The sequence below is a fragment of the Micromonospora sp. WMMD1076 genome, from assembly GCF_029581475.1.
In the GTDB taxonomy this organism is placed as follows: Bacteria; Actinomycetota; Actinomycetes; order Mycobacteriales; family Micromonosporaceae; genus Micromonospora; species Micromonospora aurantiaca.
Map to the genome: position 1 here is coordinate 2,100,114 of NZ_CP120862.1, position 24,305 is coordinate 2,124,418.

The 24,305-nt window shown below is 70.8% G+C and carries 24 protein-coding genes and 2 pseudogenes; 20 read left to right on the forward strand and 6 right to left on the reverse strand.

Features of this window, described 5'->3' with window-relative positions; translation table 11 throughout:
• Positions 1-14 precede the first annotated feature (14 nt).
• On the reverse strand, positions 15-263 hold the full coding sequence (locus O7622_RS10285) for an acyl carrier protein (RefSeq protein ID WP_132231690.1): 249 nt from the start codon (positions 261-263) through the stop codon (positions 15-17).
• Positions 264-1,024: 761 nt separating this feature from the next.
• Here O7622_RS10285 and O7622_RS10290 point away from each other — a divergent pair.
• The 3 genes from O7622_RS10290 to O7622_RS10300 are packed head-to-tail and all read left to right on the forward strand — an operon-like array spanning position 1,025 to position 5,846.
• A complete protein-coding gene (locus O7622_RS10290; RefSeq protein WP_282313117.1) occupies positions 1,025-2,383 on the forward strand; it encodes an MFS transporter in 1,359 nt (452 codons plus the stop codon).
• On the forward strand, positions 2,380-3,930 hold the full coding sequence (locus O7622_RS10295) for an amino acid adenylation domain-containing protein (RefSeq protein WP_282313119.1): 1,551 nt from the start codon (positions 2,380-2,382) through the stop codon (positions 3,928-3,930). The genes O7622_RS10290 and O7622_RS10295 overlap by 4 nt, the downstream gene beginning before the upstream one ends.
• A gap of 41 nt (positions 3,931-3,971) precedes the next feature.
• On the forward strand, positions 3,972-5,846 hold the full coding sequence (locus O7622_RS10300; protein ID WP_282313120.1) for an AfsR/SARP family transcriptional regulator: 1,875 nt from the start codon (positions 3,972-3,974) through the stop codon (positions 5,844-5,846).
• A 68-nt stretch (positions 5,847-5,914) separates the two neighbouring features.
• Here O7622_RS10300 and O7622_RS10305 read toward each other — a convergent pair whose 3' ends face one another.
• The gene (locus tag O7622_RS10305; RefSeq protein WP_282313121.1) at positions 5,915-6,310 is read right to left on the reverse strand and encodes a RidA family protein; all 396 of its coding nucleotides are present in this window, start codon (positions 6,308-6,310) and stop codon (positions 5,915-5,917) included.
• 237 nt (positions 6,311-6,547) lie between these two features.
• Here O7622_RS10305 and O7622_RS10310 point away from each other — a divergent pair, with 237 nt between their 5' ends.
• The 4 genes from O7622_RS10310 to O7622_RS10325 all read left to right on the forward strand — a co-directional run bounded on the left by O7622_RS10310 (position 6,548) and on the right by O7622_RS10325 (position 8,503).
• Positions 6,548-6,763, forward strand: a complete 216-nt coding sequence (locus O7622_RS10310) for a hypothetical protein (RefSeq protein WP_282313122.1) — start codon at positions 6,548-6,550, stop codon at positions 6,761-6,763.
• 49 nt (positions 6,764-6,812) lie between these two features.
• Positions 6,813-7,136, forward strand: a complete 324-nt coding sequence (locus O7622_RS10315; RefSeq protein ID WP_282313124.1) for a transposase — start codon at positions 6,813-6,815, stop codon at positions 7,134-7,136.
• Positions 7,137-7,222: 86 nt separating this feature from the next.
• A complete protein-coding gene (locus tag O7622_RS10320; RefSeq protein WP_282314100.1) occupies positions 7,223-7,678 on the forward strand; it encodes a hypothetical protein in 456 nt (151 codons plus the stop codon).
• Positions 7,679-7,822: 144 nt separating this feature from the next.
• Positions 7,823-8,503, forward strand: a complete 681-nt coding sequence (locus O7622_RS10325; protein WP_282313126.1) for a YdcF family protein — start codon at positions 7,823-7,825, stop codon at positions 8,501-8,503.
• Positions 8,504-8,509: 6 nt separating this feature from the next.
• Here O7622_RS10325 and O7622_RS10330 read toward each other — a convergent pair whose 3' ends face one another.
• Positions 8,510-9,736, reverse strand: a complete 1,227-nt coding sequence (locus O7622_RS10330) for a helix-turn-helix transcriptional regulator (RefSeq protein WP_282313127.1) — start codon at positions 9,734-9,736, stop codon at positions 8,510-8,512.
• Positions 9,737-10,105: 369 nt separating this feature from the next.
• On the opposite strand from O7622_RS10330, the gene amcA (O7622_RS10335) reads away from it, so the two are divergent.
• From amcA (O7622_RS10335) to O7622_RS10360, 6 genes and pseudogenes are all read left to right on the forward strand, one after another.
• Positions 10,106-10,270, forward strand: a complete 165-nt coding sequence (gene amcA, locus O7622_RS10335; RefSeq protein WP_282313128.1) for a multiple cyclophane-containing RiPP AmcA — start codon at positions 10,106-10,108, stop codon at positions 10,268-10,270.
• Positions 10,267-10,618: pseudogene (locus tag O7622_RS10340) on the forward strand (hypothetical protein). The gene amcA (O7622_RS10335) and the pseudogene O7622_RS10340 overlap by 4 nt, the downstream one beginning before the upstream one ends.
• The gene (gene amcB, locus O7622_RS10345) at positions 10,615-11,751 is read left to right on the forward strand and encodes a cyclophane-forming radical SAM peptide maturase AmcB (RefSeq protein WP_282313129.1); all 1,137 of its coding nucleotides are present in this window, start codon (positions 10,615-10,617) and stop codon (positions 11,749-11,751) included. Before O7622_RS10340 ends, amcB begins: the two are co-directional and overlap by 4 nt.
• On the forward strand, positions 11,748-11,930 hold the full coding sequence (gene amcA / locus O7622_RS10350; protein ID WP_282313130.1) for a multiple cyclophane-containing RiPP AmcA: 183 nt from the start codon (positions 11,748-11,750) through the stop codon (positions 11,928-11,930). The genes amcB and amcA (O7622_RS10350) overlap by 4 nt, the downstream gene beginning before the upstream one ends.
• A gap of 65 nt (positions 11,931-11,995) precedes the next feature.
• The gene (locus O7622_RS10355; RefSeq protein ID WP_282313131.1) at positions 11,996-12,658 is read left to right on the forward strand and encodes a pentapeptide repeat-containing protein; all 663 of its coding nucleotides are present in this window, start codon (positions 11,996-11,998) and stop codon (positions 12,656-12,658) included.
• Positions 12,659-12,673: 15 nt separating this feature from the next.
• Positions 12,674-13,243 carry a kinase gene (locus O7622_RS10360; protein ID WP_282313132.1) on the forward strand — a complete coding sequence of 190 codons (570 nt, stop codon included), beginning with the start codon at positions 12,674-12,676 and terminating at the stop codon, positions 13,241-13,243.
• 109 nt (positions 13,244-13,352) lie between these two features.
• On the opposite strand, the pseudogene O7622_RS10365 reads toward O7622_RS10360, so the two are convergent.
• Both O7622_RS10365 and O7622_RS10370 read right to left on the reverse strand, forming a co-directional pair.
• Positions 13,353-13,739 (reverse strand): annotated as a pseudogene (locus O7622_RS10365) (hypothetical protein); the annotation flags it as partial.
• An 88-nt stretch (positions 13,740-13,827) separates the two neighbouring features.
• On the reverse strand, positions 13,828-14,664 hold the full coding sequence (locus tag O7622_RS10370; protein WP_282313134.1) for an aldo/keto reductase: 837 nt from the start codon (positions 14,662-14,664) through the stop codon (positions 13,828-13,830).
• A 453-nt stretch (positions 14,665-15,117) separates the two neighbouring features.
• On the opposite strand from O7622_RS10370, the gene O7622_RS10375 reads away from it, so the two are divergent.
• From O7622_RS10375 to O7622_RS10385, 3 genes are all read left to right on the forward strand, one after another.
• The gene (locus tag O7622_RS10375; RefSeq protein WP_282313136.1) at positions 15,118-16,053 is read left to right on the forward strand and encodes an L-dopachrome tautomerase-related protein; all 936 of its coding nucleotides are present in this window, start codon (positions 15,118-15,120) and stop codon (positions 16,051-16,053) included.
• 263 nt (positions 16,054-16,316) lie between these two features.
• Positions 16,317-17,420 carry an ester cyclase gene (locus tag O7622_RS10380; RefSeq protein WP_282313138.1) on the forward strand — a complete coding sequence of 368 codons (1,104 nt, stop codon included), beginning with the start codon at positions 16,317-16,319 and terminating at the stop codon, positions 17,418-17,420.
• A 44-nt stretch (positions 17,421-17,464) separates the two neighbouring features.
• Positions 17,465-17,914: a PPC domain-containing DNA-binding protein gene (locus tag O7622_RS10385; protein ID WP_282313139.1), complete on the forward strand. Its 450-nt coding sequence runs from the start codon at positions 17,465-17,467 to the stop codon at positions 17,912-17,914.
• A gap of 74 nt (positions 17,915-17,988) precedes the next feature.
• Here O7622_RS10385 and O7622_RS10390 read toward each other — a convergent pair whose 3' ends face one another.
• Complete coding sequence (locus tag O7622_RS10390) at positions 17,989-18,249, reverse strand: glycoside hydrolase family 68 protein (RefSeq protein WP_282313140.1); 261 nt, start codon at positions 18,247-18,249, stop codon at positions 17,989-17,991.
• A gap of 260 nt (positions 18,250-18,509) precedes the next feature.
• On the opposite strand from O7622_RS10390, the gene O7622_RS10395 reads away from it, so the two are divergent.
• The 4 genes from O7622_RS10395 (at position 18,510) to O7622_RS10410 (ending at position 24,302) form a co-directional block, all read left to right on the forward strand.
• Entirely contained in the window at positions 18,510-19,208 is a 699-nt protein-coding gene (locus tag O7622_RS10395) for a hypothetical protein (RefSeq protein ID WP_282313141.1), read from the forward strand.
• On the forward strand, positions 19,209-21,794 hold the full coding sequence (locus tag O7622_RS10400) for an ABC transporter ATP-binding protein/permease (RefSeq protein ID WP_282313142.1): 2,586 nt from the start codon (positions 19,209-19,211) through the stop codon (positions 21,792-21,794).
• Positions 21,791-23,545, forward strand: a complete 1,755-nt coding sequence (locus tag O7622_RS10405) for an ABC transporter ATP-binding protein (protein ID WP_282313143.1) — start codon at positions 21,791-21,793, stop codon at positions 23,543-23,545. The genes O7622_RS10400 and O7622_RS10405 overlap by 4 nt, the downstream gene beginning before the upstream one ends.
• A 133-nt stretch (positions 23,546-23,678) precedes the next feature.
• Positions 23,679-24,302: a hypothetical protein gene (locus O7622_RS10410; RefSeq protein WP_282313144.1), complete on the forward strand. Its 624-nt coding sequence runs from the start codon at positions 23,679-23,681 to the stop codon at positions 24,300-24,302.
• The last annotated feature ends 3 nt before the right edge of the window (positions 24,303-24,305 follow it).

The following is a 24,305-nucleotide window of genomic DNA, read 5'->3' on the forward strand; positions in this document are numbered from 1 at the left end:
CCCGGCCGTCGTGGTCACCGTGCGCCCCCGGTCTCGGCGCCCACGGCGCTCAGCTCGCGTAGCCACTGCTTGAGGTCGCCGACGGTGCGGAGGTCCACCAGGCGGGTGGCGTCGATCTCCGCGTCGTCGTCCTCGGCCAGCTCGACGGCGAGCCGCAGCAGGGACAGCGATTCGAGGCCGGCCTCCAGCAGGGGGGTCGAGTCGTCGAAGGCCACCGACGCGTACTTCGCGATCGTCGTGTCGAGGTCAGCTGGAGTCGTCATCCCTGCTTCCCGTTCACTGAGGTCGGCCGCGCCGCAATGATCGGAAACCGGGCGAGGAGCCGGGTCGTCGATCGAGGTGGGGTCGACTGAATTTGCGCTTGGAAGTTCTACGGGTCCGAGCATCCCGGCGCCGATGTTCTCTCGATGTTCGCGGGATGGAATGTCGTTGGTCGCTGATTCGGTCGGCACCCCGGAGCCCGTCCGGCTGCCGGCGTAAAAGGGGCGCTGGCCAGTGGCGGAGGCGGGGCGACGGTGCCCGGCGGGGCGGCAATGCCGCCGTAATCGCCTCAGATGCGGCACCGGGCGACAGAAACGGGCCGTACGTATTATTCGGGTCCCCGGTGGGCTGTCGTGGCCGCTGCCGGAGGGCCGGCCGACCCGCTGACGTGAGGATGGACACGTTCCCCCGGATGACCTATGGTGCAACCAGCGCAACGCAGAGTATTCCCAATAAGGCGCGAAAGGGACTTTTCCGCGATTGTTGGAGCCGCCTGTCGATACCCGTACGACCACCCTGTCAACGCGCGGACCCCGATGACCTGCGACTCCGTTCAGCCCCGGCGACCGGTCCGATCGGAATTGCCGGCGATGGCCGGGGCAGAAGTGCGGGATCGGTCCCCGACCCGCTCGGCATTGCGTGTCAACTAATTGACAAGCGCGGCCGGGTAAATGGTCCCTTATCGTTTGTCCGGGTGCTGTGCGAACTTCGCGGCGGAGTTCCGATTCACTTCTCCCAATTCAAGACCGTGCGAGGGATTGTCGTGGCCACAGCTCAAACCACAGCGCAGGCGGATCCGCCCGGAGCCAGGCGAAACGAATGGCTTCTGGTCGTCTTCACGGGCACCACGAACATCGCCGACGCGGTGGCCCGGATCGCCCTCCCGCTGCTCGCCGCCCAGATCAGTCGATCGCCCGTCGTGGTCACCGCCGTCGCGGCCATCATGAGCCTGCCGTGGTTGGTGGCCGCGCTGCACGTCGGGGTCTTCGTCGACCGGATGGACCGGCGGGCCCTGCTGATGGGCGCCGAGATCGCCCGGATGGTCTCCGTCGGCGCGCTCCTCGTCGCCGTGCTCGCCGCGAGCCCGACCCTGGCGCTGATCTACGCCGCCGCCCTGGTCATCGGCCTGGCCGACGTGGTGGCCGGGATCGCCGGAGTCTCCATCGTCCCGTCGGCCGTGCCGAAGCACCGCTGGGAGACCGCCAACGCGCGGATCACCGCCCTGGAATACCTGTTCAACGGCTTCGCCGGGCAGCCGATCGGCGGCTTCCTGGTGGCGGTCGGGTTCGGGCTCGCGCTCAGCGTCACCGGCTTCGCCTACGTGGCCGGCGCGGTCCTGCTGCTCCTGCTCGTCGGCAACTTCAAGGTCGCGGCCCCCGAGCGCAAGCGCTCGGTCAACGAGGACATCCGCGAGGGCCTCCGGTTCCTCTGGCAGCACCGGCTGCTCCGGACGATGGCGCTGCTCATCGCGATCATGGCCGGCTGCTGGGCGGCGTGGCTCGCCCTCATCCCGGTCTACGCCGTCGGCGGCCCGCTCGGCCTCGACGAGCGGCAGTACGGCTTCCTGCTCACCGGCCTCGGCGCGGGCGGGGTGATCGGCACCGTCATCGTCGGGCCGGTCAACCGGTGGATCGGCCGGCGCTGGTCCATGTTCACCGACATCGTCGGCGCCTTCGCCCTCGTCGCGGCGCCGGCGCTGCTGCCCGCCGCGCCGTCGAGCGCCTGGGCCATCGGCGCGGCGGCGTTCCTCGCCGGCGCCGGCGGCACGATGTGGACGGTCAACTCCCGGTTCATCACGCAGTCGCTGGTGCCGGCCGACATGCTCGGCCGGTTCAGCGCCGCGAGCCGACTCGTGGCCTGGGGCATGACCCCGGTCGCCGCGATCCTCGCCGGCGTCCTCGCCGAGTTCTTCTCCTACCAGGTGGCGTTCGGCTTCTTCGCGGTGCTCTGCGTACTGCTGATCTACCCGTTCTTCAAGGTGGTCACCCGGGAACGCATGGCTGAGGTCGACGGCCCGGCCGCCGCGCCGGCGTCCGGCGACGCGGACGACAGCGGGGGCGCCGGCACGGCCGACGACGGCGGGGACCTGCCGGAGGCGGCGACCACCGGCGGCTCCCGGTGAGCGCGGACGGCCCGACGCTCTTCCAGGGGTTCACCGACGCGGTCCGCCGGCATCCCGACGCTCCGGCGCTGCGCGTCGCCGGGCACGAGCTGACGTACGCCGAACTCCTGGACCGGGTCGAGCGACTGGCCACCCGGCTGGTCGCCCTGCACGGCCGCCCGCCCCGGGTCGTCGGGCTCTGCGCGTCGCGCAGCCTCGCGGCGTACGTCGGCTATCTCGCCACGTTGCGGCTGGCCGCGACCGTCGTGCCGCTCAGCCCCGACGCGCCGGCGGAACGGATCCGGCGGACCTGCGCCCACGCCGGCGTGGACGCGCTGCTCGCCGACGACGCGGGCGGCCGGGTGGCCGACGAGGCGGCCGGGACGGTCGGCGTCCTGCACCTGCCCGACACCCCGGAGCAGCGTTGGTACGACGTGCCGGCCGAGCGGTGGACCGACGCGTACGCCGGCGGCCCCGGCGACGTCGCGTACACCCTGTTCACCTCCGGATCCACCGGCACGCCCAAGGGGGTGCCGATCCGGCACCGCAACCTCGCCCCCTACCTCGCGCACTGCGTGCAGGCCTACCAGGTGGGGCCGGGGTCGCGGCTGTCGCAGACCTTCGAGCTGACCTTCGACCCGTCGGTGTTCGACATGTTCGTCGCCTGGTCGTCCGGCGCGCTGCTGGTGGTCGCCGCGCCCGGCGACACCCTGGCCCCCGTCAGCTACGTGAACGACAACGGGATCACCCACTGGTTCTCCGTACCGTCGGTGATCTCCCTGGCCCGCCGCCTGCGCACCCTGCGTCCCGGCAGCATGCCGGGCCTGCGGTGGAGCCTCTTCGCCGGTGAGCAGCTCACCCTGGCCCAGGCGCGGGCGTGGGCGGACGCCGCGCCGGGCAGCACCCTGGAGAACCTGTACGGGCCCACCGAACTCACCGTCACCTGCACCCGCTACCAGCTTCCCGCCGATCCGGCGCGGTGGCCCCGCACCAGCAACGACACCGTGCCGATCGGGCGGATCCACCCGCACCTGGAGGGGGTCCTGCTGGCGGCCGACGGGGCCGCCGGAGACGACGGCGAGCTCTGCGTGCGTGGCGGCCAGCGGTTCGACGGCTACCTCGACCCCGCGCAGAACCCCGGCCGGTTCGTCGACCACGACGGCCGCCGGACGACGCCGGTCGACGGCCCGCCCGGCCCGGCGAGCTGGTACCGGACGGGGGACCGGGTCCGCCGCGAGGACGGCGAGCTGGTCCACCTGGGCCGGCTCGACGACCAGGTCAAGATCCACGGCTACCGGATCGAGCTGGGCGAGATCGAGTCCGTCCTGCGCCGGCACCCGGGAGTGCACGACGTCGTCGTCCTGGCGCTGCCTGGCGCCGGAGCGGTCGAGCTGCACGCGCTCTACACCTGCGACACCGTGGCGGAGGCGGCCCTGGCGGCCCTGGTGGCCGACCACCTGCCGCCCTACATGGCACCGGCGCGGTACCACCGGGTCGAGTTCTTTCCGGTCAACGCCAACGGCAAGGTCGACCGCCGGCGGCTGGCAGCGGACGTCGGACTGGTCTGAGCGGCACCGACTCCCACCACGCTCACGAATCGGGAGCAGAGATGCCCATCCCGCGGCAAGCACCACCCGCCCGCCTGCGTTTCCGGTTGATGGGGCCGGTGGAGTTCCACGACGGCGTCCAGTGGCGGGGGATCGGGTCGGCGAAACAGCGCGCGTTGCTGGCGATGCTGCTGCTCAAGGCCGACCAGGTGGTGTCGCTCGAACAACTGGTGGCCGAACTCTGGGACGACAACCCGCCGGCCTCGGCCAGCGGTCTCGTCGCCGGGTACGCGTGGCGGCTGCGCCGCGCCCTGAACGACCGCGACAGCCGCGTCCTGACCACCCGTAGTCCCGGCTACCGCCTGGTGGTAGCCGCGGAGACGATCGACATCGGCGAGTGTGAGCGGCTGATCAGGCAGGCCCACGCCGATCTCGCGGCCGGCCTGCCGGACGCCGCCGTCGAGGGGTTCGACGCGGCACTGGCGCTGTGGCGCGGCGCCCCGCTGGCCGACGTCCGGCCGACCCCGCTGGTGATGGCCGAGGTGGCCCGCCTGGAGGAGACCCGGATCGCCACGGTCGAGGCCCGCATCGGCGCCGAGCTGGAGCTGGGCCGGCACAGCATGCTGCTGCCGGAACTCAAGGTGCTCGTCAGCCAGCATCCGCTGCGGGAGCGCCTGCACGCCCACCTGATGACCGCCCTGTACCGCGACGGCCAGCAGGCGGTCGCCCTGGGTGCGTACCGCGACCTGCGGCGGTTGCTTGTCGACGAGCTGGGCATCGAGCCCAGCGAGTCCCTGCGCGACCTGGAACAGCGGATCCTGCGCAACGATCCGGCGCTGCGGCTGCACCACCCCGGGGCCCGCCCACCCGTACGGGTGGTCACGCCGAGCCCGCCGGCCTCCCGGTTCCCCGCCGACCCGGTGGCCCTGCACGGGCGGGCGGCCGAGCTGGGCCGGCTCGTCAAGGGCGTGCGGTCCGGGCGGCCGGGCGTGGTCCAGGGGCTGGCCGGCGCCGGCAAGACCGCCCTGGCGGTGCGCGCCGCGCACGAGCTGGCCGCGGAGCACCCGGGCGGGTCGGTGTTCGTACCCATGGGCGGGGGGACACCCGACGGGCCGGCGGAGGCCGCCCGGGCGGTGCGGGTCCTGGCCGAGGCGCTCGGGTTGTCGTCGCCGACGGGCGACCACCCCGCGTCGGGCTGGTCGACCCTGTTGACCGGCCGTCGGGTCCTGGTCGTCCTCGACGACGTGGCGACCGCCGCCCAGGTACGCGTCCTCGGGCCGATGCCCGTCGGCTGCGCCCTGATCGTCACCTCACGCTCCGGGATGACCACCCTCGACGGGGCCACCCGGGTCTCCGTCGGCTCCCTGGACGCGGACGACGCGCTCGACATGCTCCGCTACCACCTCGGCGCCGAGGTGGTAGACGCCGAGCCCGAGGCGGCGCGCACGCTCGTGGAGCGCTGCGACGCGCTGCCCCTGGCCCTGCGGATCGCGGCCGCCCGGCTGGCGACGCGGCAGAACTGGTCGCTCGCCGCCTTCGCCGCCCGGCTGGCCGATCCCGCCGCCCGGCTCGACGCCCTGGTCTGCGAGTCGATGTCGATCCGGGACTGCCTCGCCGGCGCGGTGCGGGTGCTGACCCGGTACGGCGACGGCGACGGCGTGGCGCTGCGGGCCCTGCGGCTGCTGAGCCGGCTGGACCGGGGCCTGGTCAGCGTGTCGAACCTCGCCGCGCTGTCGGGCCAGCCGATGGCCGCCGCCGAGGTCGCCGCCGAACGCCTGGTCGACGCGGGGCTCGCCGAGGCTCTGCCGGACGGCCGCTACCGGATCCCCGAGCTCGTCCGCGCCCACGTGCGCGAGCTGGGCCGCAGCCCGGAGTGCGACCAGGTGGTGGCCCTGCGCGGTCAGCATTCCCCCACGACTGCCCGACCGCGCCGGTGAGCCGGCCCGAACGGGCACGCGGCGCGGCGGCCCGGCTGCTGGCGGCTGATCGTTGCCGGACGGGCCGGTCAGGCGACGGCGATCGCCTCGATCTCGATGATCCACTCCGGGTCGAAGATCCCGGTGACGATCACCGTCAGTGCGGGGCGGTGCGCGCCGAGCACCTCGTTGCGGACCTTGGTGTTGACGTCGGCGTGCCGGCGGTCGGCCAGGAACGTGGTCACCTTGACTAGGTTGTCGACGTCCATGCCGGCGTCGGCGAGGACGGCCCGGATGTTGTCCCAGACCAGCCGGCACTGCGCCTCGGGGGTGGCCGGGACGTGGCCGTCCCGGGTCTGGGGGATCTGCCCGCTGATGAACAGCATCCGCCCGGCGGTCTGGACCTCCAGCGCGTTGTGGTAACCGCCCGTGGCCTCCGGCACCGACTCGGGGTTGATCGGCCTCATCTGCATGGTCTCGATCACGTGTAGTCCTTCCGATTGTCCGGGGGAATCCGGATTACGGACTGTGACCTTAGTCTAAAGGTCGTCCCGGGGGACCGAATCCCGGACGGACCGGAAACGCGTCCCGTCCGGGTGCCTTCTGGTACCCGGATCGGGCTCTCGCCCAACCTTCCCCGGCGACGGGGACTCCGATGGTGGTGCCGACCGTCTGACTCCGGGGGTTGACCTGAAGCGGGATTGAGGTTGTCGGATGGGGGCATGCGTGCCGTTCGGCTTCACGAGTTCGGTCCCCCCGGAAACCTGGTGCTCGACGAGCTGCCCGACCTGACACCCGGCCCCGGCCAGGTCCGGATCGCGGTGTCGGCCAGCGGCGTGCACCTGCTCGACACGACCCTGCGCCGGGGCGAGGCCGGCGGCCCGCTCCCGCTGCCCGACCTGCCTACCGTCCCCGGCCGGGGTCTGCTGCACCGATAGGTGACATCTGAGATGGCTTGCCCTGACGGCGAGCTGGAAGGATGATCCTGTGCCGAAGCCTTACCCCCGTGAGTTCCGCGATGACGTCGTGCGTGTCGCTCGTGACCGCGAGCCAGGCGTGACCGTCGAGCAGGTCGCCAAGGACTTCGGCGTGCACCCGATGACGTTGTTCAAGTGGTTGCGCCAGGCCGACATCGACGCCGGCGCCACGCCCGGGACCTCCAGCAGTGAGTCGGCCGAGCTGCGCGAGGCGCGTAAGCGGATCAGGTTGTTGGAGCAGGAGAACGAGGTCCTGCGGCGGGCCGCTGCCTACTTGTCTCAGGCGCATCTGCCGGGAAAAGGCTCTACCCGGAGGTCCTCCGCCGCGCCCTGACGGCGTCGGGGCGGCCGGTTCCGCTGCGGTTGGGTCAGCGGCCCTCCGGCAGGGCGGATGCCCTGCTGTTTCTGCCGTTGATCGAGGTGTTGCGGCGCAACCCGAGGCGGTGCGAGCTGTTCCAGTGGCTGGCGACGATGGATACCTCGTCATGGTTGCGCCAGCACGACCTCGCGCAGTTGCGGGCCGACGGCTACGGCATATGGCTGCAGGACGGGCGGTGCCTGCGGTTCCTGGTACACGTCGACCGTGGCCCGGTCGGCGACGTTGTCGCCGAGCATGAGCGGCCGGCGTCAGGGCTGGGTGGACTGCTGGTCGGCTACCGGCGTGCGGACCGGCTGGTGCCGGTCGGGGCGATTCTGGTGATCGCGCAGGACGCCGAGCGGGAGGAACGACTGCGGACCGACCTGCTCCGTGGGCCGCTGCGGAACGTTGTCACCACGACCACGCAGCAGTTGTTGTACCGCCACTGGCCGGACGAGCAGGTATGGCAGGTCCCGGGTGAAACTGGCAGGCGTCGCCTCATCGAGCTGGGAACCTGACCGCACACGTCACGATGCCCCGACCGCCGCCAACCTCCTGATCCTTAGGAGGCCAGCGGCCTGGTGCTGGAGTCAGCGGCGTCGTGTGCCCTGCTACCCCTACGCTGGCGGCATGAGGGAACCCAGCGCGGACCGAACTGGTAGGTGCTGATGAACCGGCATGCGGCGGCACCTGCCGAGGCGATCCCCGACGCGATCCGGGCGGACGTGGAGACGCTCTGGCGCTACCACGACATGGGTCACGAGTTGCGCCCGTGCGACGTGGGGATCGGATTGGGCAGTCATGACCTCGGGGTGGCTGTCATCGCGACGCGCTTGTTCCGCGAGGGCCTGTTCCCCAGGATCGTGTTCACCGGCGCGAACGCCCCGACGACCGTCGAGCGTTTTCCGCGTGGAGAAGCAGTGCACTACCGCGAGTACGCCGTCGAGCAGGGCGTACCCGGGGACGCGATTCTCGTGGAGCCGCGTGCCACGAACACGGCCCAGAACCTGGAGTACTCGCGTCAGCTCCTGACCGAACACCAGATTCCGGTGAAGTCGGTGCTGATCATGTCGCGGCCCTACCAGCAGCGTCGGGCCTACGCCACCTGCAGGCTGATGTGGCCGGAGGTCGATGTGGTGTGCGCGTCGAACCCGCTCGAACTGGACGACTACGTGAGTAGCATCGGCGACCCGCGTCGGGTGGTGGACATGCTGGTCGGCGACACGCAGCGGATCGAGGTGTACGCCGAGCGCGGGTTCGCTATCCCGCAGGAGATGCCGGACGAGGTGCGGGCGGCCTTCGAGCGCCTGATAGCGGCTGGCTACACGAGCCGGCTGATCTGAGCTCAGCTACCAGCGCGGCCCTCCCGACCGGACGCCCATCCGGTCGCTGAGTTCGACGGCCAGCCGAGGTGGTCGGGGGCGGGTGAGGATGTCCCGGACGAGATCGCGGGAGAGCCGGTGGTAGCGCACCTGGTCGGGGCCGATGACCTCGGCGTCCAGAAGCGCGGCGAGGGCGTCGTCGATGCGGTTCCACCGGGCGAGGGCTCGGGCGGTTTCGATGGCGTGCCGAACCTGCCGCTCGACGGGCACGGTGCTGGTGTCGAGTGGGGCGCCGATGGCGATGGCGCGTTGCACGTCGCCGAGTTCCATGGCCACGGTCGTCTTGTGGATCGACACGTTGGTCGGTCCGAACGCGGTCCACACGTGGTTGCCATCAGCGCCGAGCCGCTGCGCGGCGGCATCGGCCTCGGCGATGTGGGTGTCGGCCGACGCGCGGTCGTCGTCCCGGGCGGCGGCCAGGGCGCAGACGAGGTGCAGGCTGCCGTAGACCGACAGCAGCTGCGGAGTCGGCTTGGCGAGCCGTGGTTCCAGGAACTGCGCGGCCGTGGCGGCGAGGCCGCGGGCTTGGGCGTACTCACCGATGGACGCCAGCGAGTGCGCGGCGGAGCGGCTGAGTGAGCCGATGACGACGTGATCGTGGCTGGCGTTCGCGGCGGCCAGCCCTCGGCTGGCGGCCGTCCACGCGAGGTCACCTTCGCCGAGCTTGGTGAGGAACAACGCGGCGAGCTGGTGGGCGTAGGCGGTCATCGCGTGCGCGCGCTGGCCGTCGTCCCCGTCGTACGCCTCGGTGGCGGTGAGGCAGTCGTGGATGAGGTAGGGCAGCCGGCGGGCGAGGGTGCCGTACCGCGAGTGCTGGTAGGCGGTCCAGATCTCGGCGACGTCGTTCTCGATCTCGCGCAGGGCGGAGGCCTCGACGTCCCCCGTGCTGGCCAGCGCCGGCGCGAGGTGACGATAGTCGTGAAGCGCGGCCCGCAAGGCCGGGATCGTCTCGCGCCCTGAGTCGTCCGACCACTCGAACAGGCTCGGTGCACCGATCAGGTCGCCGAGGGACACGTCGAGGGCCTTGGCGATCGCGCGAATGACCGACAACCGGTCCAGGTCGGCCCGGTTCGTCTCGACCTTGCGTAACCACTCCTGCGTCTTGCCGACCAGACCGGCCAGCACCTCCTGGGAGAGCCCTCGCCGACGCCGGTAGAAGGCGACGCGCTGGCCGATCGTCATGTCGTCCGTCATCCCTCGCACACCATCACCCTGCCCGCTGAAGCCCGCCGGACCCGGTACGGATTTTCCCGGTCCTCCGTACAGGCCGCCCCTACGTTCAGTTCACCTCGGATCACCGTCGCGTGTCGATGCCGGTGTCGGGATCACTGACAGGGAGCTGCAGATGGAGGGATCGATGAGCGGCGCACCACACCACGGTATGGGCCGCTGGCTCGGCCCTTCCGGGAGCGAACTGTCTCGGTGCTTTCCCCGCCTGCGTACCGCCGTGAGGGCTGCGCGGGTGGGTGATCGGCGGTCTGCTCCCAGCCGCCGCGGTGCGGTGGCGGGCTCGCCCTTCCCCCGGCGGGCCCGCCGCTCATCGTCCCTGACGGGGGTGGCGGCATGACGGCGTACGTCTCGCGTAACGCCATGGCCAGCCAGGCGCGGCGCCCCGAGCCCGGGTGGACGGCCTCGCCGGGGCAGGTGTGGCCCGCTGATCCGCCGCTGCTCACCTTCGTGTGGCGTCGGCTGTTCGCGCAGCAGGCCCGCGAGGGCGGTCGCCGGTGACCGGGCCGCAGCGCCGTCTCGCGGCTAACCGGCGCGCGCCCGCTGAGGTGGAACATCTGCCGATGCGCCCGCTGTGGCTGTGCCGCCGGTGCGGGCAGCCGTGGCCCTGCGGCGCGGCGAAGCTCGCCCTCCTGGCCGAGTACCGCGAAGTGCCGGTGAGCCTGTTCCTCTACCTGGCTGGCTGGCTGCCTGCACGACGCGATCGATGACCTGCACCAGCTCAACCCGAGCATCACGGGCAGCGCCGCCGACATGTTCGACCGGTTTCTCGGCTGGCCCGCCCGCCACACCCACGCCTACCGCCTCAGCACCACCACGGCCGTCAGCATCGAAGAGGCCCCCTCGTGAACGGCATCGGCCTCATCAACGCCACCGGCCAACCGGCGGTCGCCAGCAGCTTCCACACTCTGGTCGTGCAGCCGACGAGCTTCTGCAACCTCGACTGCACCTATTGCTACCTGCCCGACCGAAGAACGCATCGCCTGATGAGCAGCCCGGTCGCGCGCGCTTGCGCCGAGTCGATCGCCCAGCAGAACAGCAGCCATCCGGTGAGTGTCGTGTGGCACGGGGGCGAACCCACCGCCACACCCATCGGGCTGTTCCGGGATCTACTGACCCCGTTCGAGGAGCTGCGGCGCGCGGGGATGGTGCGTCACGAGATTCAGACGAACGCGACGCTGATCAACCGCCAGTGGTGCGAGCTGTTCACCGCTTACGGGTTCGAGGTCGGGGTCAGCATCGACGGACCGGGCGCGTTGAACCGGAACCGCCTCGACCGGGCCGGCAACCCGACGGACGCCCGCACCCTGCGCGGCATGCAGACTCTGGCCGCCGCCGGGCTGGTGTACTCGGTGATCTCTGTGGTCACCCCGGAAACCATCGAGCATGCGGAAGCCCTCGTCGACTTCTTCACCGGCCTGCCCGGCTGCGAGTCGGTGGGCTTCAACATCGAAGAGCAGGAGGGCGCCGACCGCGCACCGGTCTCGGAGGATGACGCGTACCGGTTCTGGCAGCACCTCATCGCACGTCGCGTCGGCGGCAACCCGCTGCGGATCCGCGACGTGGACCGGCTGGCCGACTATCTCGCCGCCACCCGCGCCGGACACGTCGACCACGCGCCGTACGAGCCGATCCCGACTGTCTCCTGGGATGGGCAGGTGGTGTTGCTGTCACCGGAGCTGCTCGGCATCACCGAGCCGCGATACGGCGACTTCATCGCCGGCAACGTCCTCCAGCAGCCGATCACCGCCATGCTCGCCCGTGCCGGCGACCTGGACTACGTCGCCGAGTTCGTCACGGCCCTCAACGACTGCGCCGACCACTGCACCTTCTACGACTTCTGCCGGGGCGCCCAGGCCGGCAACCGCTACTTCGAGCACGCGACGTTCACCGCCCGAGAAACGACCTACTGCCGGACCACCCGACAGGCCCTCGTCCGCTCCGCCGCGAACCACGTCACCCCCCAAGGAGGAGCACCATGACCAACGCTCTCGCGGTCCTCGTTCACGCCGCACCCGAGCAACTCGCCCGCCTCGGCGTCGACCCGCAGCGGTCGGCCGCGGCGATCGACGCGGCGAAGTTCGACAACCGCCCCACCTGGGCTAACAAGGGTAAGTTCGACAGTCGACCAGGCTGGGACAACTGGAACAAGAAGAAGTAGCCGCCCCCACCACGGGGACGCGCGGGGCGGCGTGCCCACCCCGCGCCCGCACAGGTTGAGGACACATGCGCACCAGCACGATCGGCGACGTGAAGGTCCTGTTGCCGGACCTCGAACCGGACGACCTCGACACCACAACGGACCTGACCGGCGGCCTCACCGAGGCCCTCGTCGAGGGCGCAGCGTGGCACGGCTCGCACCTTGAGGACGTCAGCATCCGCAGCAGCCTGCTCACCGGCGTGGACCTGAGCGAGAGCACCTGGGAAGCCGACAGCCTCTACGGCTGCGAGATCGCCCGCACCGACTTCTCCGGCGCGACTCTGACCGGCATCACCATCGAACGGAGCGCGATCACCGGCTCCCGGTTCACCGGCACCAGACTCACCGACGTACGCCTCAAGGATGTCCTGTTCGACGGCTGCCGCTTCGACTACGCCACCCTTCAGCGTGTCACCGCCTCCGGCTCGGTCGCGTTCACCGACTGCACTCTCACCAACGGCGCGTGGTCTTCCTGCCGCCTACCTCGCGTCGCGCTGCGATCCTGCGACCTGGGCGGTCTGGAACTGGAATCCTGCCGCCTCGACGGCGCCGACCTGCGGGGCAGTCGGCTCCAGGGCGTCAAGACGCCGCTGGACAACCTGAGCGGTGTCACCCTCGACGAGGAGCAACTTCCTGACCTCACCCAGCTGACCGTCGCCGCCCTCGCCCTCACCGTCCGCAACGACTGAAGCAGAGGAGGCGTCGTGGTCGCTGAACCCACCGGCAGCCCGGACACGATCCTCGTCTGTATCCGGGGCAACTCTGGCTCGGGCAAGAGCAGCATCGCCTGCGAGCTACGACGTCGGCACGGCCGGGGCTGCGCCCTGGTCGAGCAGGACTACCTGCGCCGGATCGTGCTGCGCGAGCGGGACAAGCCCGGCGGCGCGGCACCGGCGTTGATCGCGCAGACCGTCCGGTTCGCCCTCGACCACGGCTACCACGTGGTCTTGGAGGGCATCCTGCACAGCAGCCGCTACCGCAGCATGCTGACCGCCCTGCGGGACGGCCATCGCGGTCGGTCGCTGTTCTGCTACCTCGATGTGTCCCTGGCCGAGACCCTGCGCCGGCACCTCACGCGCCCGCAGGTCAGTGAGTTCACAGCCGAGCACATGAGCGGCTGGTACGCCGCCCATGACGTCCTGGGCTGGCCCGACGAACTCGTCCTCCCCGAGACCACCGGACTGTACGAGGCCGTCGAGGCCATCGCCGCTGTGGCTGGCCTACCCCAGACCGGACGCGACGACGGCCTGCTACCGAACGTTTCGCCCCCGTAGAGCAGCTCAGCCGGCTACTGGTATCGCCGTTCCGGCGCACCGTTCGCCAACATCAGTCCCGAGTGGCCAGCCCGTCAAGCACGGCGACTGCGACGGCGTGCAGCTCGCCCTACCGTGCCCGCCTGAGCCAGCTCTCGATGACGGTGAAGTCGTGCTCGGTCAGCCCGCGACGTGGGTCGACCCGATGCAGCAGGGCCGGACCTGGGTGATGAGTCAACACCCACTGCTGATCGGCGTGGGAGATCTCGTCGTCGACCCAGACGAAGGGGCGTCCCTGCGCCCATTCGACCAGCCCACGGGTCTTCCAGTGCAGGGGTCCCACCTCGTCGGAGTCGGGCCAGTCCACGACGGGCAGCGGCGGCAGCCCGAGCAGGGGTGCGAGCACGTCGTTCGCGTCGCTCATCCAGGTCGTCGCCCACACCAGATCGCACGGCAGGGCCTCCAGCCGGCGGCCGTGTTCCGGATCGACCTTGTGCAGCAAGGGATGGGCGTCGGCCGGTAGGGCCGGTGCTACGGGGCGGCCATACGACTTGCCCGGCCCGGCCGCCGCGGGTGTGCCGAACGGGCGGTCCGTTCGGTGGAACTCAGAACTCCTCGTACGCGGCGGGGTCCTGGTTGTTGATACGGCCGTCTGGGCGGCCAAGCGCCGTAATGGCTGCGACCTCGGCGGCCGACAGCACGACGTCGAGCGCGCCGAGATTCTCGAGTTGGCGCTGCTGAGTCGCCGCTTTTGGTAGCGGGATCGCGCCGACGGCGACGTGCCAGGCGAGCACCGTTTGGGCGGCGCTGATGCGGTGTTGGTCGGCAATGGCGGTGATCGTGCGGTTGCTGAGCAGGTCGTTGCCCCGGCCGATCGGACTCCACGCCTGGGTAAGGATGCCGTGCTCACGATGGTAGGCGAGCGCGTCGGTCTGCGGGAAGTACGGATGCAGTTCGATCTGGTTGACCACGGGACGTACGCCGGTTTCGGCCTCGATGCGTTCCAGGTGCTCGGGTAGAAAGTTGCACACACCGATCTCGTGCACCAGCCCTCGGGAGCGGGCCTCGATGAGCGCCGCCCACGCCTCGACGTAGAGGTGCTGGGACGGATTGGGCCAGTGGATCAGGTAAAGGTCGAGGTGGTCGAGGCCGGTGCGGTAGACGCTCTCCTCGACCGTCTCGAGGGCGGCTGCGAACCGTTGGTGCCGGCCGGGCAACTTCGAGGTCACGACCAGCTGTTCACGAGCACTCCGGTGCGCGCGGACCGCCGCGCCCACCGCACCCTCGTTGTCGTAGTTGAATGCGGAGTCCAGCAGCGTGTACCCGTTGTCGATCGCGCGCCCGATCGCCTCGACCCCGGCCGTTCCGTTTAGCCGGTACGTGCCGAAGCCCAGCGCGGGCAGCCGATAGCCAGAGAAGCTGGACAGTTGTGGGATCGCCATGGATCGGATGTCCTTCCTGTGCAGCTCGGTACTGTCTCAGCCGGGGAGACCGGACGGGGCGGCGCTCAGCGAGATGCGTAGCCGTCAGCCGGGTGGCAGCGACAAGATGAGCGGCATCTGTCATTCACAACCCTGCCACAGGCGCTTGAAGCCGCCTTCATGACTCCGATTACTGCTCACCTCGACGATCGGGGAAGCAGAGGAGCGCGGTCGGGCACGTCGCCGCGAAGGCCGGTCAGTGGTTTGCGGCGCACGGTGACGGGTAGCCGCGCTTCGGCGCCGACCCGCCGCACGGTGACTCACGGGTGAGGAAGTACGCGCATGGCATCTCGGCCACAGCAAGAGGACTCCCGCCTCATCCCCGTGTTGTCCGCCGATCGAGTTTGGAACGGGGTCACCACCACGTCGAACGGCCGGATATTTGTCAGCTTCCCGTCGGCGGAGGGGCCAGGAGTGCAGCTCGCTGAGGCCGACGGTGACGGCGGGTTCGCTCCCTACCCGGATGCGGGATGGAACCAGGCCCGGGACGACCACCAACCCGACGGGGCTTTCGTGTGCGTCAACGCGCTACGCATCGGCCCGGACGGCCGCCTGTGGGTGATAGATGGCGGTGCCCCCGGCTTGGGTATGCCCGCCGTTCGGGGTGGCGCGCGGGTGATCGTGATCGATCCTGCCACGGACTCGGTTGTCCGAATCTACGACCTCCGTCCGGCGCTGAGGGCGACAAGCTTCGTCGATGACCTTCGTTTCAATGGTCGGAATGCGTACCTCACGGATGCCGGCGCACCCGGAATCATCGTGCTCGATTTGGATAGTGGGCAGTCCCGTCGGACGCTCGACGGCTGCCCGAGTGCGACCGCGCGGCGCCCCATGCACGCGGACGGGCAGCGTCTGCGCGATCAGGACGGTGGGAACCTGCGCATCCACACCGACCAGCTTGAGGTGTCCCCCGACGGGCGGTACCTGTACTTCCAGCCGGCGTCCGGTCCGCTGGCCCGGCTGGAGACACGATGGCTCGACGATCCGGCCGTCCCGGCCGATGTGCTGGCAGAGCAGGTCGAGCCGTGGCTCGACACCCCGACGACCGGGGGCACCGCTATCGATGCGGCCGGCACGATCTACCTCAACGACGTGGAAGAGAGGCGGATCCTGACCATCACGCCCGACCGGAGAGTGCACACCCTTCTCGCCGATCCACGCCTGATCTGGGCCGACGCGATGTGGATCGACGGATCCGGCTACCTGTGGATTCCGGCGGCGCAGTTGAATCGCACGCCCGGGCTGGCGGGCGGTGTGAACTCTGTCGTCTACCCCGTCTGGATCTACAAGATGCGGATCGATGCCGCTCCGAGAGCCGACGTCCGTCCGGATCGGTCAGGTTCGGCCTGACTGTCGCGCCATCGCTGGCGCCGCGTCGTCGCGGCCAGGAGTGCCGCCGCATCACCCGGCCTACCCGCGGTCACGCCCCGCAAGTCGACCGCTGACACAACTCCTGCACCGCACCCGCACAGCGCACCGGTTGCCGCGCACCGGTCGGGGACCGGCGTGGCCTGGCCCGTGAGGACGTTCCGGAACCGGGTATGCCCGCCAGGAACGACGAATGCACACCAAGCCCCACCGGCGCGGACGATCCCACGGAGGTGCGAATCGACATGGCGCAGCCACAGCCCCGCCCTCGCGGCATCGATCACGTGGGTATGAGCGTCGACGACATCGACGCGGCCACCGAATTTCTGCGCAAGGCGTTCGACGCCAAGGTGTGTTACGACACCCAGGCGCGGGACATGCCCCCGCGGCAGGGGCCCGAGACCGAGCGTCAACTCGGCATGCCACCAGGATCGAGGATCACCCGGCAGCGTCTGGTTCAGATCGGCACCGGGCCGAGCATCGAGCTGTTCGAGACCAGCGGCGCCGATCACGGACGTGCGGCGTTGCTGACCGATTACGGGCTCAACCATCTGGCCCTCTACGTCGACGACATCGGGGCGTCGGCCCGCCGGCTCGCCGAGGCGGGTGCCCACATGCTGTCGGACGTGCACGGCAACTCGCCTCATGAGCAGACACCCGGGAACGGCAGCGTCTACGGTCGTGCGCCCTGGGGGACGCTGATCGAACTACAGACGTATCCGGGTGGCATCGACTACCCGGCCGACAGCGAAACCGCGCGGTGGACGCCACCGCCCGTCCACGCGGACGAGGACCGCCAGGACGCGAGCGCCAATCGCGGGTTGACCGGCCACGATGCTCAGGGCGATGCTTCCCGCCTGGTGGATCAGGGCGGCGAACTCGTCGTACCGGAGATCGTGCAGGTCGACTGCGGCCTGTCAGAGGAACATGCCGTCCAGATCATCCGCACGGCGCAGCTGCTCTACACGTTCTGGAACACGGGCCGGCAGAGCTACCTCGACAAGGCGCTGTCGCCGTCCTTTCGGGACAACATGCTCCCGCCGGGCAGGCCGCAGGGCCCGCAGGGGCCGCGCGCCGGCTCGTCCGCGCTGCGCGACGCCATGCCGGACCTGACCCTCGATCTGCACGCCATCTACATCACTGGGAATGTCTTCACCGCACGTGTCACCTACCGCGGTCACTTCACCGGCACCTACAACGGTGTCCAGGGTCGGGGACAGGCGGTCACATTCGACGCGCTCGACGTCGAGCAGCTCGGCGACGACGGCAAGATCACCCAGGAGTGGCACGTCGAGGACAACCTCGGATTCCTGCAACAGGCCGGCCTCGCGACGATCGCGCAGGGCTGAGCCGTCCCGCAGCGGCCCGTGCCGCCGGTCGTGACCAGGAAGGCATGATCATGAAGAAGCTGGAGTTGACTGACGGTGGCCGGCGTGTGCTGGTGGTCGCCGTAGACAAGGGCGAGGACGCGGTCACCGCCATCCACGACACCGCAGCCCAGTACGACATCCGCGGAGCGCGGATCACCGCTGTCGGCGGTTTCCACTCCGCAGAGGTGGGCTACTTCGACCGGCAGGCACGCGACTACGTCCACATCCCCGTAGCGGAGCAGGTCGAGGTTCTTTCGCTGCTCGGCGACATCGCCGACAACCAGGGTCAGCCGGCACTCCACGTGCACGCGGTGCTCGGTCGTCGTGACGGCTCGACGGTGGGGGGTCACCTGCTGCGGGGGGAGGTGTGGCCGACCCTGGAGGTCATCATCACCGAGGTCGCCGCCGAACTCACCAAGCAGGTGGACCCGGAGACCGGTCTCGCCCTGCTCTCCGGCGGGGCCCGTCAGTGACCAGGTGACCCGATCGAGGGCGCAGGCACGGCACCCGACGCGACATGGGTCGGGTGCCGGCTACGGCTCGGCGGTCAGGTGTCACCGACCCTCCGGTCGACTGCGGTCCGGGTGCCGGTGATGTCCATCTCGACAGTCGGGGCGAGGGTGCCGTCCCGACGACCTTCGACGTCGTCGATGAACGATTCGACCAGCCCGCCGGGCATCACGTAGTGCGAGTACGCCTGGAACTGGCGTGGGTTCTGCCTGGGATCGGTGGAGCCGATGTTGAGGTCGGTGGAGTTGCCCAGCGCCAGCCCGTCCGTTGAGGGGCTGGAGGTCGCTGCGGGTGCCATCGCCGACGAAGCCGTGCCTGCCGGGGAAAGGAACGCCGGGCGGGTGACCAGCTTCCAGACCGACGTCGCCGACGACGAGTTGCCGGCCGCACGCGGCGCCGATCGCGGCACACCAGGCATCGACGTGTGAGGCGGACACGACCGGCCCTCGCCAAGCGTCTCGCGACCCGGGCATTCGTGCCCGATGGCGCGGGGGATTGCCAGCGGACGAGGCTCAAGTTAGGGTGCCCTTAGTTACCCCCTATAACTAGGAGCCGACGTTGCCAGGCCGCGACGGGCGTACGCCGCGCATCAGCACCGACGACGTGGTCCGGGTCGGTCGTGGTCTGGGCCTGAACGCCGTGAGCGTCAAGGCGGTAGCCGCCGGTCTCGGTGTCACCCCGGCGGCGCTCTACCGTCACGTGAAGGGGCGGTGGGACCTGGAACGGCTGGTCGGTGAGAGCATCCTCGCCGAGCTGCGCCTGCGCGACGATCCGCGGCACGGGCTCGAGCCCCATCTGCTCTCCTTCGCGCTGCAACTACGGGCCTTCGCTCTCGCACATCCCGGACTGGCCCGGTACATGCAGTTGTTGTTCCCGCGCGGCGCCGCCGGCCGGCGGGTGCTGACCGACGAGGTGGAGGCGCTGGTCCGGCGTGGCTACACCCCGGACGCGGCCATCGTGGTCAGCGGCGCTGTCGCCTCGCTGACCATCGCCATGGCGGCCTCCGAGGAGCAGAGCGCGCTGGCGGAGCGGGAGGACGGCGACGGGTTCGACCGGGAGCGCCGCGCCGCGACCCTCGGCGTCGAGATCGACGACGGCCTGGCCCCCGCCCACGCGGTCCTGCCCCAGGTGGAGCGTGCGGAATACGTGCGGCTCGTGCTCACCGGTGCCATCCGGGGTCTGCTCGGCGCGGCGCCGCCCGGGAGACCCGTCGCCGACATCAGGGCGGATCTCGCCCGCACCGAAAGAGAGTTGTAGATGGCCAAGCGTGGGTTCACCGGTGTGGTCATGCGGAGCTACGGAGTTCGCGAGCACGAGGTCACGGTGCTGGGCAGGGAACTTCTCGCGCCGCACGTCGTGCGGGTGCGGCTGTCCTCGCCGACGCTGTTCCAGGACGCGATGGCCGCCCCGACCGCCTGGTTGCGGTTCTGGTTCCCCGACCCGTACGACGGCACGACCGAGCACCAGCGGGCGTACACCATCTCGTCCGCGGACGAGGCCACCGGCGAGTTCGCGATCGACATGGTGCTGCACGAACCCACCGGCCCGGCCTCGGCGTGGGCCAGGGACGTCGAGCCGGGCCGGACCATCATCGCCACCTCGCTCGGCTCGTCGCGGTTCGCCGTGCCCGACGACCCGCCGGCCGGATACCTGCTGATCGGCGACTCCGCCTCGATTCCCGCGATCAACACCATCCTGGACACCGTGCCGGCGCACGTGCCGGTCGAGGTGTATCTCGAGCAGCACACCGAGGACGACCCGCGCATACCGGTGACGGCTCATCCCCGCTCGCGTGTCCACTGGGTTCCCCGGCGCGGGCCGGCATCGCTGGCGGCAGCGATCGAGGGCCGGGACTGGTCGAACTGGTACGCGTGGGCTGGCCCGGAGGCGGGCTCGCTCAAACACCTGCGTACCCGGCTACGCGACGAGTTCGGATTCCCGAAGTCGGAGCTGTACGCCCAGGCGTACTGGTACCACGGCCGTCCGTTCGGCAAGCTACGCGGCCCGAGTGAGCCGGAGCCGGAAGCGACGCCCCAGCCGGACGTGTCCGGGGCCGGGGAGACGCGGACGGAGGCGCCGACCACATCGAAGGTGCGTGGGTCGTGGCGAGCCCAGGGAGCCGGCCGGTTGCTTGCCCCGCTGCGGCGGACACTGATCCTGTCCGGCGTGTTGCAGGCCCTGGTCACCCTCGTTCAGCTCGCCCCGTACGTCCTGCTCGTGGAACTGGCCCGGCAGATGCTCGCCGGGGCGGGCGCGCCGGCGCTCTGGACCCTCGGCGGCTGGGCCGTCGGTCTCGTCGGCGTCGGCACGCTGCTCGGCGCGGCGCTCGTGCTCTGGCTGCACGCCGCCGACGCGCGCTTCGCGCGTGGCGTCCGGCAACGACTGCTCGGCAAACTCGCGCGGCTGCCACTCGGCTGGTTCACCACACACGGCTCCGGGCACGTGAAGCAAGTGGTGCAGGACGACACCCTCGCACTGCACTACCTCGTCACACACGCCATCCCGGACGCCACCGCGGCGGTCGTCGCTCCGGTAGCCGTCATGGTCTACCTGTTCGGCGTGGACTGGCCGACCGCGCTCGCGCTGCTGCTGCCGGTCCTGGTCTACGTCGTCGTGATGTGGGTGATGGTGGTGCAGTCCGGTGCGCGTACCGGCAAGGCGATGTGGTGGGCGGAGCGGATGAACCGGGAGGCGGCCGGATTCCTGGAGGGCCAGCCGGTCATCCGGGTGTTCGGCGGCGCCGCGGCGTCGACGTTCCGGGCCCGGCTCGGGGAGTACGTCCGGTTCCTCGACGACTGGCAGCGGCCGTTCTCCGGCAAGAAGGCGCTGATCGACCTGGTCACCAGGCCCGCCACGTTCCTCCTGCTGATCGCCGTCATCGGCACCTGGCGGATCACCTCCGGCGCGATGGACGCGCTGTCGCTGCTGCCGTTCCTGTTCCTCGGCACCACCTTCGGTGCCCGGCTGCTGGGTATCGGGTACGGGCTGAGCGGGCTGCGGGCCGGCCTGCTCGCCGGTCGCCGGATCCAGGCGACCCTCGACGAGCCCGAACTGGAGACCCGGGTCGCAACGATCCCGGAGGCCACCGACGGGCCGGGAACTGTGGTGTTCGACCGGGTCGGTTTCGCGTACCGCCCGGGTGTCCCCGTCATCGAGGAGTTCTCGCTCGTGCTGCGTCCGGGCACCGTCACCGCGCTGGTCGGCCCGTCCGGCTCGGGCAAGTCGACACTCGCCGCGCTGCTCGCCCGCTTCTTCGACGTGTCCACAGGCGCCATCCGCGTCGGCGGGCACGACGTACGCGACCTGAGCGGTGACGATCTCTACCGGCAGGTGGGCTTCGTGTTCCAGCAGACGCAACTGGTCCACGGCACCGTCCACGAGAACATCGCGCTCGCCGTGCCCGACGCCACCCGTCAGCAGGTGGAGGAGGCGGCCCGTGCCGCCCACATCCAGGAGCGGATCCGGCGCCTGCCGAACGGGTTCGACACCGTGCTCGAACCCGACGCCGCGTTGTCCGGCGGCGAGCGGCAGCGCCTCGCGATCGCCCGCACGATCCTCGCGGACCCGGCCGTGCTCGTGCTCGACGAAGCCACCGCCTACGCCGACCCGGAGTCGGAGTACGCCGTCCAGCAGGCGTTGAACCGGCTCGCCGCCGGCCGGACCGTGCTCGTCATCGCGCACCGCCTGCACACGGTCACCGAGGCCGACCACATCGTCGTGCTCGACGGCGGTCGACTCGTCGAGGCCGGAACCCACGCCGAACTGCACGCCGCGGGGGGCCGGTACCGGCAGCTCTGGGAGGCCGGCCGGAGCCGCCCGATGTCCGAGGAGGTGGCCCGGTGATCCGTACACTGCTTCTGCTGCTACCGGCCGACCAGCGCCGCCGCGCGCTGGTTCACACGGCGCTGACCGTGTGCGGCGTCGTCCTGCGGGCTGGCGGGACGGTGGTGCTCGTACCCCTGGTCGCCGACCTGTTCGGTCCCGATCCCGGCGCGGCCTGGCCCTGGCTGGGCATCCTGGCCGTGGTCACCGTGACCGGCTGGGCCGTCGACGCCGTCGCGGCGCGGACCGGGTTCGCGCTCGGTTTCGCCCTGCTCGACCACGGTCAGCACGGCGTTGCCGACCGGCTCGCGCGGGTGCGGTTGACCTGGTTCACCGCGGAGCACTCCGCCACCGCCCGCCAGGCGATCGCGAGTACCGGACCGGATCTCGTCGGTCTCGTGATCTACCTCGTCACGCCGGTCGCCGGCGCGGTGCTGCTGCCGGTGGCACTCGGGCTCGCGCTGCTGCCGCTGTCGATCCCGCTCGGCCTGGCGGCCCTCGCCGGCGTGCCGGTGCTCCTCGGCGCCTACTGGGGCGCCCGCCGGATCGGCGCCGCCGCGGACCGGGCAGCGGCCGACAGCAACAGCGCCCTGACCGAGCGCGTCGTCGAGTTCGCCCGCACCCAGCCGGCGCTGCGGGCGGCCCGCCGCGCCGAGCCGGCCCGCAGCCTCGTCGGCGCCGCCCTCGCCACGCAGCACGGCGCCACCATGCGGCTCCTCCGGTGGCAGATCCCCGGGCAGTTGCTGTTCAGCCTGGCCAGCAACATCGCCCTGACCGTGCTGGCGGGCACGACGACGGTACTGGCGGTGCGGGGGAACATCACCGTCGCCGAAGCGATAGCGCTCGTCGTCGTCATCGCCCGCTATCTGGAGGCGTTCGTCGTGCTCGGCGAACTCAGCCCCGGGATCGAGGCCACGACGACGGCACTGCGCCGGATCCGTGCGGTGCACGCCGCCCCGGAGGTGCCCGCGCGGCCCGCACGGCAGCCGGCCGCCGCCCCCCGGATCCGCCTGGAACAGGTCTCCTTCGGCTACGACGAGGACAGCGAGCCGGTGGTGCGGGCGTTGAACCTCACCTTCGAGCCGGGCACCACCACCGCGATCGTCGGACCGTCCGGCTCGGGCAAGAGCACAGTCCTCAACCTGTTGGCCGGGCTGCACGAGCCGACCGGCGGACGCGTCCTGGTCGACGACGCCCCGGTCTCCGCCACGGCGGTCAGTGTCGTCTTCCAGCACCCGTACCTGTTCGACGGCACCCTTCGTGAGAACATCCTCGCCGGTGACCCCACTGCCGACGCCGACCGGTACGACCACGTCGTCGCCCTCGCCCGCGTGGACGAGATCACCGCGCGACTGCCGGACGGCGGGTCGACGGTGGTCGGCGAGGCGGGTGGCGCGCTGTCCGGCGGCGAACGCCAGCGGGTGAGCATCGCCCGCGCCCTGCTCAAGCCGGCGCCGGTGCTCCTGGTAGACGAGGCCACCAGCGCCCTGGACACCGAGAACCAGGCGGCCGTCGTCCGTGCGCTCGCCGACGACAGCGTGCCACGTACCCGCGTCATCGTGACTCACCGCCTCGACAGCATCCGCCACGTCGACCGCGTGATCTTCCTCGATGAGGGCCGTGTCGTGGAGGACGGTCCGGTCGAGGCGTTGCTGGCCTCGGGCGGACGGTTCACCGACTTCTGGCGCCAGCGGGAAGATGCCGCCGGATGGCACGTCGTCGCACGTGGTCGTGACGCCGACAGGCGGGACCGGAACCCGCGGACCGCTTGACAGGTTAGGTTAGCCTAACCAACTATAGAACGCGGTCGCGTCCCGACCTGTCGAGCTTGGAGTCCCGCTGGTGCCACTATCCGCCGCCGATGTCGCTCGCACACTGCTGTCGGGTCACATGCGAGGCCGGCTGATGCTGAACACGACGACCGAGACCCATCCCGTTGCCCACGCCACCACGCCGGACGGTGAGGTGCTGATCGCGGTACGGCACAGCGCGCAGGCCTGGTCAGCGTTGACCGTGGCCGGTGAAGGTGCCGAAGCCGAGCTGGCGGCCGACGACGTCCGGCCGTACCCGGAGTCGCCATGGCTCGGCCGGGCACTTGCCCGCGGTCGCCTGCGCCCCATCCCGCGGCACGAGCTGCGCCGGGCCGGGCTGGAGTTCGCGTCCGTCAACCCGCTGGCGGACCTGCTCGATCTCGGCACCGCCGTCGGCCTCTTCCGGCTGGACCTGACCGGGGTGCGCCTGGTGGGGCGGGAGGTGGTGCCCGTCGACCCGGATGCGTTCGCGGCGGCGGACCCCGATCCGCTCCATCTGATCGAGCGGGAACTGCTGGAGGATCTGCGGCTGCACCACCGTGCGGAGATCGCCTCGCTGACCACCCCGCCAGGACAGGGCGACGTGCCGGTGCGGCTGGACCGCTACGGGCTCGTGCTGGCGCTGCCCGGCCTGCGCCGCATCGAGTTCCCCACGCCCGCCGACTGTCCCTCCTGCGTCTCTCGCATGCTGCGTCTCAGCCACACGAACCATCCGTGAGTG